The organism is Armatimonas sp., assembly GCF_031410135.1.
In the GTDB taxonomy this organism is placed as follows: Bacteria; Armatimonadota; Armatimonadia; order Armatimonadales; family Armatimonadaceae; genus Armatimonas.
Genome location: NZ_JANNYP010000758.1, coordinates 1 through 9,505, shown reverse-complemented (window position 1 = coordinate 9,505; position 9,505 = coordinate 1). Strand labels below are relative to the sequence as shown.

Annotated in this window: 11 protein-coding genes; 9 read left to right on the top strand and 2 right to left on the bottom strand. The window is 59.7% G+C overall.

The window, feature by feature from the left end; genetic code table 11:
* On the top strand, positions 1-569 hold a 569-nt coding region (locus RMO15_RS27770; RefSeq protein ID WP_309720597.1), incomplete at its 5' end, for an MBL fold metallo-hydrolase.
* 3 nt (positions 570-572) lie between these two features.
* On the opposite strand, the gene RMO15_RS27765 is transcribed toward RMO15_RS27770, so the two are convergent.
* Complete coding sequence (locus tag RMO15_RS27765; RefSeq protein WP_309720594.1) at positions 573-1,457, bottom strand: N-acetylmuramoyl-L-alanine amidase; 885 nt, start codon at positions 1,455-1,457, stop codon at positions 573-575.
* A gap of 75 nt (positions 1,458-1,532) precedes the next feature.
* On the opposite strand from RMO15_RS27765, the gene RMO15_RS27760 reads away from it, so the two are divergent.
* From RMO15_RS27760 to RMO15_RS27725, 8 genes are all read left to right on the top strand, one after another.
* Positions 1,533-3,053: a proteasome accessory factor PafA2 family protein gene (locus RMO15_RS27760; RefSeq protein ID WP_309720591.1), complete on the top strand. Its 1,521-nt coding sequence runs from the start codon at positions 1,533-1,535 to the stop codon at positions 3,051-3,053.
* A 12-nt stretch (positions 3,054-3,065) separates the two neighbouring features.
* Positions 3,066-3,260 (top strand): ubiquitin-like protein UBact, encoded by a 195-nt coding sequence (locus RMO15_RS27755; protein WP_309720589.1) that lies wholly within the window; start codon positions 3,066-3,068, stop codon positions 3,258-3,260.
* Complete coding sequence (locus tag RMO15_RS27750; protein WP_309720600.1) at positions 3,223-3,408, top strand: UBact family ubiquitin protein; 186 nt, start codon at positions 3,223-3,225, stop codon at positions 3,406-3,408. The genes RMO15_RS27755 and RMO15_RS27750 overlap by 38 nt, the downstream gene beginning before the upstream one ends.
* Before the next feature lie 7 nt (positions 3,409-3,415).
* Positions 3,416-4,183 carry a hypothetical protein gene (locus RMO15_RS27745; protein ID WP_309720585.1) on the top strand — a complete coding sequence of 256 codons (768 nt, stop codon included), beginning with the start codon at positions 3,416-3,418 and terminating at the stop codon, positions 4,181-4,183.
* 3 nt (positions 4,184-4,186) lie between these two features.
* Positions 4,187-4,948 (top strand): hypothetical protein, encoded by a 762-nt coding sequence (locus RMO15_RS27740; protein WP_309720583.1) that lies wholly within the window; start codon positions 4,187-4,189, stop codon positions 4,946-4,948.
* A gap of 187 nt (positions 4,949-5,135) precedes the next feature.
* The gene (locus RMO15_RS27735; protein ID WP_309720580.1) at positions 5,136-5,465 is read left to right on the top strand and encodes a hypothetical protein; all 330 of its coding nucleotides are present in this window, start codon (positions 5,136-5,138) and stop codon (positions 5,463-5,465) included.
* Between the two features lie 316 nt (positions 5,466-5,781).
* Positions 5,782-7,482, top strand: coding sequence for a tetratricopeptide repeat protein (locus RMO15_RS27730; RefSeq protein WP_309720577.1), 1,701 nt, complete (start codon positions 5,782-5,784; stop codon positions 7,480-7,482).
* A gap of 10 nt (positions 7,483-7,492) precedes the next feature.
* A complete protein-coding gene (locus tag RMO15_RS27725) occupies positions 7,493-8,728 on the top strand; it encodes an NEW3 domain-containing protein (RefSeq protein WP_309720574.1) in 1,236 nt (411 codons plus the stop codon).
* A 213-nt stretch (positions 8,729-8,941) separates the two neighbouring features.
* Here the strand turns inward: RMO15_RS27725 and RMO15_RS27720 are convergent, their stop codons facing one another.
* Positions 8,942-9,403, bottom strand: a complete 462-nt coding sequence (locus RMO15_RS27720; protein ID WP_309720571.1) for a hypothetical protein — start codon at positions 9,401-9,403, stop codon at positions 8,942-8,944.
* Positions 9,404-9,505 lie beyond the last annotated feature (102 nt).

The window sequence follows — 9,505 nt, the reverse complement described above, 5'->3', positions numbered from 1 at the left end:
TCTGCACGGACGGTGAGTTCCTCGTAAAAGCGGCTCCGGTTCGCCATCGTATTGAGGCCTATGCCTACGCCGTTTGTGAGGCCGAACAAGCCGGACGCTTCGATGTGGAGGCGGCGCGGGCACTGGGAATTCCGCCGGGGCCACTCTACGGAAAACTTAAGGCTGGAGAGCGTGTAACACTAGACGATGGCCGCGTGATTGAGGGCGCAAGTCTTGTGGGGCCGACCCGTCCGGGTCGGATTCTTGTCTTCTCAGGAGACACCGGGCCGTCATCGGAACTCGTGACACTGGCACAGGGAGCGGACTTGCTGATCCATGAGGCCACCTACTCCGAGCACGATCGGGAGCTCGCTCATCGGGCAGCTCACGCCACGGCAACCATTGCGGCCGAGGCAGCACACGCCGCCGGGGCTCGGGCGCTGGTCTTGACACACTTCTCTGCACGCTACGAGAGTGGGGAAGCTGCGGTGAATCTGGAGACACTCCTTGCCGAGGCACGTGCGATCTTCCCCGAAACACGTCTTGCCTATGATCTCCTGCGAGTCAGTATTCCCCGGCGCGACGAATAGCGTTTAGTTTTTGACACAGCTTTCGACTGCATCGGCGATAAGGCGGGCGACTTTCCAGCGCCAGGTGGCATTGCGGGCGGCGTTTAAGTCGCCGACGTTGGACATGGTTGCCAGCTCAATTAAGACGCTTTGCTCGACGGGGTTATGCTCGGGGTTCAGGACGCCCAGATCGCGTGCTTTGGGAGTGTCGCCGCGTCTTTGACCTGCTAGCCCCGAGGTTCGCCAGCGATTGGCCAGTGCATTGGCAAGCTGTGGGGGACGGCCCCGACGAACATCGTAGCAGATGAGTCCTCCGTGCCAGCGGCTCTCGCTTAGTGCATCGTAGTGGAGTGAGAGGAAAAAGACCTGTTTTCGCGCGCCTTGGGTTCGCCAGAGCTTATCGGCAAGCTGAGCGCGGCGGTAGAGATCCTCGGGGCTCTCCCTCTGGCGAACGCCCACGTACTTGTTGTCTATGGTGAAGCGGGCATCGCGTGGGGGCACCAGGGGCAGCTCCGGGGCACCTTCCTTGGGAATGAACTGTAGTGCCTTACTTTTTACAGTCAGGTGAATCTCCGCTCCTGCCTGCTGAAGCACAGAACCCAGTGTGGCCGCCATCCGGTAGGTGAGCTGTGCCTCACTGGTTCCCATGCGATTCGCCCCGGAGTCTGCGCCGCCGTGGCCGGGATCAATGACAACAATGACATTGCGCAGAGGGCCGGTCGGGGACGGAGTTGGCGTCGCTACCGTGTCATTGGAGGAGTGACGACACTGCAGGAAGAGTAAAACAGGCGTGAGGAAGAGCAGAAGAATCGAGAGGTCGCCCCAGCGCCGCTGCAGGGCAGGGTTTTGTCTGCGGCGGCGACGACGAGATGGCGCACCCGCGGTCGGCTTTTTCTGCGGTGGTGTCACGCGCACATCATACCGCACATTTCCTGCCTGAACGGTCAGTGGCATCTGGAAAGGAGCAAGGTACAATAGGCACACATGATCGGGATTGAGACAGAGTACGGGATCTACGTCGAGGGAAAAGGTGCCCAGGATCTCGTGGATGAGGCAGGTTATCTGGTAAAGTTAGTGCCCGCGCCCACGGTAGCGGGGCGCTGGGACTACAAGCAGGAGCACCCTCGGCGGGACATGCGCGGCTTTACTGTAGACCATCTCTCCATAGATCCAAACGATGCCCAGTTCGAGCAGACCGGAAGGCCCCACTCCACGGACATTGAAGTACGCTCCGACCGAGTGCTCACCAACGGGGCACGGCTCTACAACGACCATGGCCACCCCGAGTACGCCACACCCGAGTGCACGAGCCTGCGAGAAGTCATCACCCACGATAGAGCAGGAGAGCGCTGGATGCAGTGCCTCGCGGAGCGCCGGATGAAGCAGCTTGGTGCCGAGTCTCTGGTGGCGATGTACAAGAACAACACGGACTTTCATGGCGCGAGCTACGGCACCCACGAGAGCTATCTTATGCGCCGCGAAGTCCCCTTCGATAGCGTGCTAGAGGGGCTGCTCCCGTTCTTCGCAACCCGTCAGCTCTACGCCGGAGCGGGGAAAGTGGGCTGTGAGAAGACCGGTGCAGCCTTCGTCCCGTTCCAGCTCTCGCAGCGCTCCGATTTTTTCACGACACTTGCCTCCGTGGATACGCTCTACAATCGCCCGATTGTCAACACGCGCGACGAGCCCCATGCGGATGCGCTGCGCTTCCGCCGCCTGCATGTTATCTGCGGCGATGCCAACTTTGCGGAAGTGGCGACTCTGCTGAAAGTGGGCACCACTCTCCTCGTCCTGCGCCTGATCGAGCAGGGGCTTGCTCCCAAAAATGTCGGGCTGCGCGATCCGGTGGCTGCTATCCAGAGTGTCAGCCAAGACCAGAGCCTCAAGTGGTGTGTCGAGCGCCAAGGCGGGGGAACCGTCGGGGCAGTGGACATTCAGCGCGCCTATCTGGCCGCCGCCAAGGAGCATCTCACCGGGCTCTCCCCCGACACCGATACCGTTCTGATAGAATGGGAGCAGGTGCTCAATACGCTCGAAACCGACCCCCTCTCGCTCTCGGACACGCTCGACTGGGCGGCGAAACGAGCACTTTTGGAGGGCTTTATGGATGCCGAGAACCTGACCTGGAGCGATCCCTATCTCCAGAGCTTGGATCTTGAGTACCACAATACGGATCCCGCCGCTGGGCTGTACTACGCACTGGAGCAAGAAGAGAAGATTCGCCGCGTGGTCACGGAAGAAGAGATTCTCAAGGCGCTCGACACGCCGCCTATGGGGTCACCACGGGCCATTGTTCGTGGTATGGCGGTGCGCAAGTTTCCAGAAGCCGTGCACAAAATGAGCTGGGGAGGCTTTACGCTAGAGCACGAGGGGCAAAGCGCCAGTATCCGCATGGCCGATATTCAAGAACGAGAGCCCGTCGCTTTAGCAGCCGCTCTAGAAAATACCCAGACACCCGCCGAGTTCATTGCGGCTCTCGCTGCTCCTGTTTCAATGGGAAGGAATTAGAAGGAATTAAAAATGATGGAAGAGTTTCGTGCAGATGATCGCTTAACCCGTCCCGTGACACCGGTGGATCCGATCCGCCGCAACGGTGATGGCGATGGCCCCAAGGCTCCTGATGTCAAGCGCCCCGACTCGCGTGGCATCCTCGATCGAATGAAACGGGTGGATCCCAATGCCGCCAAGCGTTACCGACAACGAAGCGGAGAGTAACGAGCCGTTTCCGCCACTTCCCCCTCCCGCGCCACTGACTAGCCCACGGAGTGACGTGGATCATAAGGTGCCGCCCAAGGTAATGGAGCGGATGCGCCGTGTGACGCCTGATATGGCCCGCCACTACAAACAACGTGCCGGACAATAAACAAAATATGACTGACCTACTGCAACCCCATAGTGGCAACTTTGCCGCGCTGACCGGATTTCAGCTTAATGGCCTCGCGGAGGGGCCAATCCATGGCACCACCGTGATCGCTGTCAAGTACAAAGACGGTGTCTTAACCGTGGGCGATCGGCGCGCCACGGGTGGCATGGCGATCATGTACGACAAGGCCGAGAAAGTCCTCTCGCTCGATGACTACACGCTGATCTCGATCTCGGGGAGCTTCTCCAAGGCCATCGAGCTGGTGCGCTACTTGCGTATGGCCTTCAAGTACTACGAGCGCTCGCAGCTCCAGCCCATGAGCCTGGACGGCAAGCTTAACGAGCTGGGCAAGCTGATCGCGGGCAATATGATGGCCGCGATGCAGGGCATTGGCCTCGTGATCCCGATCCTCACGACGTTTGACACCAAGAAAAACGAAGGCCGCGTCTTCTTCTATGATGGTGGCGGGGCACGCTTTGAGACCGCAGAGTACGCGGCGGCAGGCTCGGGCTCGACCCAGATTCGGGGGGCATTTGAGTACATCGGACGCACCAAAGGCCCGTTTCGGGAGATGGATCGCGACACGGCGCTCCGTGAGGTGCTGACACTTCTTGAGATCGCGGCGGACTTAGACGCGGCGACGGGCGGAGCCGCTAAGTACCTGCCGCTCGCCAAGACGATCACTGCCGACGGCATTGCCGATATTGAGGAAGACGTCCTGCGCTCCATCGTCAAGACCACGCTCGCTGCCGAACCCGCGATGGTTCAGGGATAAGCTATGTCCTATAACTTCTACGATTTCAACAACGCGCTCCAGCAGCGCAACGAGTATGTCGAGGATCGGCTGCGCGACGGCTCGCCCGTCGTGGGGCTCAGCTACGACGGTGGTATGCTGCTCCTGAGCCTCAAGCACTCTCAGCGCAAGGTCTACGAAATCTACGACAAGCTGATGCTGGGGGCGATGGGCAAGCAGAGCGATATCGAGAGCATCCGTCTGGCCGCCATTGATGCCGCACATCGCGAGGGCTTCCAGCGCTCCGAGGACGATGTGAGTGTGCAGCGCCTCGTCGGATTTGGTCTCTCACCTGCCGTCAAGCGTGTCTACAACGACAACAACACGATCCCACTGACCTTCCGGGGGCTCTTTGCAGAGCTAAATGCCACGCCCGCGGACGATCTCTACTTCACCCTCGGCTACGATGGTGAGTTCCGTAATACCAAGCGCTATGCTGTGGTTGCAGGAACTACCTATGCCTCCGAGCAGGCCGAGGAGTCGCTCAAAGATGCCCATCTCGGCAACCTGGAAGACACCGTAAAAGCAGCGCTGAGAGCGTGGGGAATCGCCCGCACCCAGCTTGCGCCTCTGCCGGAGAAGCTCGATGAGGATGGGGAAGAGATAACGCTTCCTCCGACACCCGAGGAGATTCTCAAGACGGCATTTGAGGATGGGATGAGTGTCGAGGCCGCGATCCTGGACCGGCACACCAAGCGCGAGAGTCGCTTCCGCCTCCTACGTGCCGATGAAATCCCGGCGCTCTAACACCGCCGATCAGAACGGCGATAGTCCCCTCGATTGGAACGAGGGGACTGGAGAGCCTTCGGCTGCAAAGGCCGTTCCGGCCATACCTAGTTCGTTCCCCCTTCGCGAAGCCGGAGGGGGATGGCGAGGGACGAGCCAGGGGGAGGCCAGTCTCGCCCCTCCAACGGGCGGGATCCGCTGGCTCGTTGTGACCAACCCGTCCAACGAGCCTTTCTATGGAATTGCGGTGCTCCATGCCGACTACCGGACGCGCCACATTGCTCCGGTGATTGTCTCCGATCCCGAGGGCAAGACTGTGCCGTCGCGAATCGTCAACGAAACCCTTGGAGAGCCTGAGGCAGATGGCAAGCGACGCTGGGCCTTTGATCTAGAGTTCTTTTGCGACTGCGGTTCCACGGCGACGGTTGCATACTCTGCACGCTTTGGAGACGATCCTGAATCCAAAAGCGACGAATCTCTTTGGAGTTGCCGGATTCACAAGGGAGTTTTATCTGCAACGGAAGAAGTCATATCCTGATCTGATGGAGGCACTGGCTGTTCTCGCGTTAGTATTAGTCTCTCTATCAGCCCCGCAGCGAAGAACATAGCCCCTAGCCAGCGGCATGTCTCCGCGATCTTCCGAGCATTTTCGTGATCCCACATATAGCTTGACGGGCCTGTTTTAACCGTCGCTAGAGCTACTGCAATGGTTTCCGACTGCCATACGAGAACGATTCCGATGAAATAGAGGCAGAGTGTGAGTTGTTTCATTTCACTTATCCTTGCTTCGTCGTGCGATTGCGTGAGGCATCAGTATACCTTCTGAGACGTTGTGCAGGGTATAATCTAGCTTCATGGCAGACATTACCAACGTCAACCTCGTCTTCCTCCGAAAAGCCCGTGGACTGGCCCCGCTCTCCCGCTATGCAATGCAAGATGATGGGACGATTCTGGTCTCGGTTCCCGATGAGCTGGAGGTTCGGACGTTTCATCTGGTGCGCTTCTCGGAGCAGGGGCGCAGTCGGATTACTCAGACCTACAATGTGGAGACGCTACGGAAAACCGAAGTCGTTCCCGATGGCTCAGCCTTTGTGGGGAGCACCGACGACGACCTCTATCTGTTTCTGAAAGAGCGCAAGACACGCTTTCTGCCTGATCGCCGCGCTTCCTACACAGATCTATCGCTGGGGGTGGAGAGTGGGCGCTTTGGGGTTGCATTCTCCGATCTGCTGGGTGCTGGACACTCGGTGGCGATGGGGGAGCTAGGCGGGCGGCTGCTCTGGACCAAAGACATTGCCTTTCCCATCAACCGGGTCTGTTTAGATCGCACGGCCAAGTTCCTAGCCATTGCGGGGGAGAGTGGCGATTTAATCCTGGTTGACCACACCCGCAAGACGATCTGGAACCACCGACAGGATGTTCCGCTCTTGGCGATTACAACGGCGGGGCCACAGCGCACTGCTTTTGCGACGGGTGGCCCGACGGTCGAGGCGGGGGGAGTTGGACTGGTGGGCGGCGATGGCACTCTGCTCTGGTTCACCGAGCTGGTGGGGACACCCGTGGAGCTCGCCGTGGACGCGACCGGACACACCCTGGCAGTGCTCTTGGCGCTGGATCACTCCAGTGGGCGGCTGGTCTTTCTCTCGGAAGATGGCCTGCCGGTCTGGGATGTTGATTTCGAGGACTCTCGCCCAACTGGGATCTCGGTCTCACCCTCGGGGCGTTTTGTGGCCGTGAGCCTGCGCGATGGGACATTAGTGACCTATGAGCTGACCTTCGGGGAGCGCATGGCCTCGCTCTCGGAAGAGGCAAGCCTGGCGGAGGCGCGTCAGTTCCATGACCGGGGAAATGTGAGTGCGGCGGCAGAAGTCCTGCGGGCAAGGCTAGAGGCGGTTCCCTCGGACACGCGTGCCTGTGAGCTACTGGTCACGGTTCTGGAAGAGCTGCACCAGCGTTCTCTCCATGCTGCCCAGACCGCAGAAGCCGTCGCTGACTTTTCGGGAGCGGACGGGCATCTGATCGCCGCGCAGCAGGACCTGACCCATGACCCCGGTCTGGCCGAGGCACGGACTGCGTTGCGACAGCGCTGGTATCAGACGAAACTTTTGGAAGCCAAGGCCGCTCTAACCAGCGGGAACACGGAGGCTGCTGAGGCTGCTTTTCTGGAAGCGATCCAGGCCAACCCTCTGGCGACTGAGGCACGAACGCAGCTCGCTGAGGCCCGCTATGTGGGAGCAGAAGAGGCCCTCCAGCGGGGGCAGATGCTGCTGCTACAGGGCGATGCCACGGGTGCTCTGCTGGCCTTCACGGAGGCACGGCAGAAGGGCGCGGCAGGGCCAGAGCTGAGCGAGAAAATTCGGCGAGCACGGGTTGTCGAGGCGATGGCTCTGGGCAATGCACTCTACCAGGACCAGCAGTACGCGGCGGCACTGTTCCAGTACAAGAAAGCCCTGCGCCTGGACCCAGAAAATGGGGAGGCGCTCCAAAAGCTCAGATATGCTCAAAACTTCCTTCAGGACACACAGCTCTCGGATCGGTTTAGCCGTCTGGAGTAGCCTGCTACTCATGGCACCGGCACACGCCCAGATCAGCAACGAGGGGCGGCAGATTGCGCCACTCACCAATGAAAATGGTGTCTCCTACGAGCGCAAGTGCCTCAAACGAACCGTGTCTCTCGATAGCCTGCAAGGCTGGGATTTGCTCTACTCTCTGGGAGAGAGCCGGGTCTTTTTCGACTGGGACGAGCGCTTTCTCTATCTGGCGGTCGCGGCGCCGGCTGGTCAGGAAGTGCGCTTTGATCTGGATGCCAGCGGCGATGGCTGGTTCAAGGGCGCGGAGAACTTCAGTGTCCGTGTGATTCCCACAGCGCAGGGGATGCAGCCTTTTGTGCGCCGCTTCGACACGCTCCAGAACAAAGAGCAGCCGGTCTGGGCTGAGCTAGAGTTTCCCGCCGGAGCTCTCGAAGGGCGTGTGCTCAAGACAGAGAAAGAGACACACACTCTGGTTGCGCTTCCGATTGCCTTGCTGGGGTCAGGTCGCAAGCCGGGGACAGAGTTTGGACTACGTGTGCTCGTGGGCAATGTTGCTCTGGCCGAGCCGACTCCCGATCAGCCCCTCTTGCGTCTCCAGCTCGCGGAGGAGAGTGAGGCTATCGCAGGGCCGCTGTCGGTGCGCCTGAATATCCGAAACCGGGAGTACGTGGTGGGCGGGCTGGTGCGTGGCTCGCTGGAGCTGGCCAACTCAGGCCCCAAGCCGCTCTTTCTCAAGCAGATCTTCTTTCCCGATGGCACGGTGATCAGCAACCCCAAAGACCCGATCCTGATTCTCAACCCTGGTGAGCGTGTCAAACGAGACTTCCGCATGGTCGTCCCTGAAGGCCCTGAGCCTGCGAGTCTGGTACTACGGGGCGGAGCGGAGCGGGAAGAGGGGGCAGGTACCGTGGCTGCCTTGCTCAGTATTGACCGCCTGGAGCCGTTTTCCTTCGTCCTCGACCCCGATGCCAAGCCCGTGCTGGCAGCAGCGCCCCAGGGTTCGGCTCGCCAGCGCCTCGTGGTAGCGACCATCACCGGGCGGCGTGAGGGCAAGATGATGGGCCTGGTACAACTCACTCTCCCGACGGGCTGGAGCATGGAGGGCGATGCAAAGCGTGCGTTCTCCCTGTCGTATCCCAACGAGCGGCGCAGTGTCAGCTTCAAAGTTGTCGTCCCCGCTGGCGTCCCGGCGGGGAGCTACCCGGTGGAGTCGCTCTGTGAGATCGGCGGCAAGACCTTCCGTGCCAAAGTAAGCCTGACAGTTCAGTGAGAGCACTTCATAACCCCAAAGCTGGAGTTCGAAACTCGGGGGCTGGGGTGCTGAACCCCGAGTCCGTGGCACTTTGAGCCTCACACTTGCACTTGGGAACCCGAAGCTTGCGCTCTTTACGAGGGCTGTAACATGAAAAACCTCAGCTCTGGTGCTCCGAACCTCAAGTGGTCAGAGTCCGAAGCACCAGCCTTGGGGTCCTGAAGTGCAAGTTTACGGCTTAGGACTTGGCTTGCTGACTTTGGCAAAACGTCGTCCGAGTTCATCGAGCAGCTCGTCGAGCCCTTCACCGCGTCCGTTCTCCTGCGCCGCTCGGTAGGCCACCAGCGCTGCCACATACGCCTCGCTTCCCACCGCAACCGCCGTGTCGTCCACCAGCTCCGCGAGGCGTAGAAGCTCTTGCCGGATGCCCTGAAGGGCTTTGACCAGCGCGACATCTTTTGCAAACGCCGCCTCATCGAAGTTGCGCGGCAAGAAAGAGCCATCATTTGAGACTAGAGTTGCCACTCCAAAGACAAATGCCTGGGTTTTATCGCCCATTTTGGGAAGTTCCTGGCGCTCTTTGGGAGTTAGATCAATCAGAAAGGGAAGTTTTGTTTTAATGGTCTCTATAGCCGCTAAAACCGCAGCACGATCTGTCTCTGAAAGGGCTGCATCAATACGATTATCTTGCATAGAAATTTTCTCCTTACAACAGCTTGAAGTATACCGTTGAAATTTCTCCCTCGCACTCTTGACAGTTTCAAAGACAGGGCGATTGCATATCAATTCGTCAGT

Excerpts from the sequence above, each read along its gene's own strand:
- RMO15_RS27760 (WP_309720591.1), top strand. The coding sequence starts at position 1,533 with ATGATCGGGATTGAGACAGAGTACGGGATCTACGTCGAGGGAAAAGGT.
- RMO15_RS27755 (WP_309720589.1), top strand. The coding sequence starts at position 3,066 with ATGATGGAAGAGTTTCGTGCAGATGATCGCTTAACCCGTCCCGTGACA.
- RMO15_RS27750 (WP_309720600.1), top strand. The coding sequence starts at position 3,223 with ATGCCGCCAAGCGTTACCGACAACGAAGCGGAGAGTAACGAGCCGTTT.
- RMO15_RS27745 (WP_309720585.1), top strand. The coding sequence starts at position 3,416 with ATGACTGACCTACTGCAACCCCATAGTGGCAACTTTGCCGCGCTGACC.
- RMO15_RS27740 (WP_309720583.1), top strand. The coding sequence starts at position 4,187 with ATGTCCTATAACTTCTACGATTTCAACAACGCGCTCCAGCAGCGCAAC.
- RMO15_RS27730 (WP_309720577.1), top strand. The coding sequence starts at position 5,782 with ATGGCAGACATTACCAACGTCAACCTCGTCTTCCTCCGAAAAGCCCGT.
- RMO15_RS27725 (WP_309720574.1), top strand. The coding sequence starts at position 7,493 with ATGGCACCGGCACACGCCCAGATCAGCAACGAGGGGCGGCAGATTGCG.
- RMO15_RS27720 (WP_309720571.1), bottom strand. The coding sequence starts at position 9,403 with ATGCAAGATAATCGTATTGATGCAGCCCTTTCAGAGACAGATCGTGCT.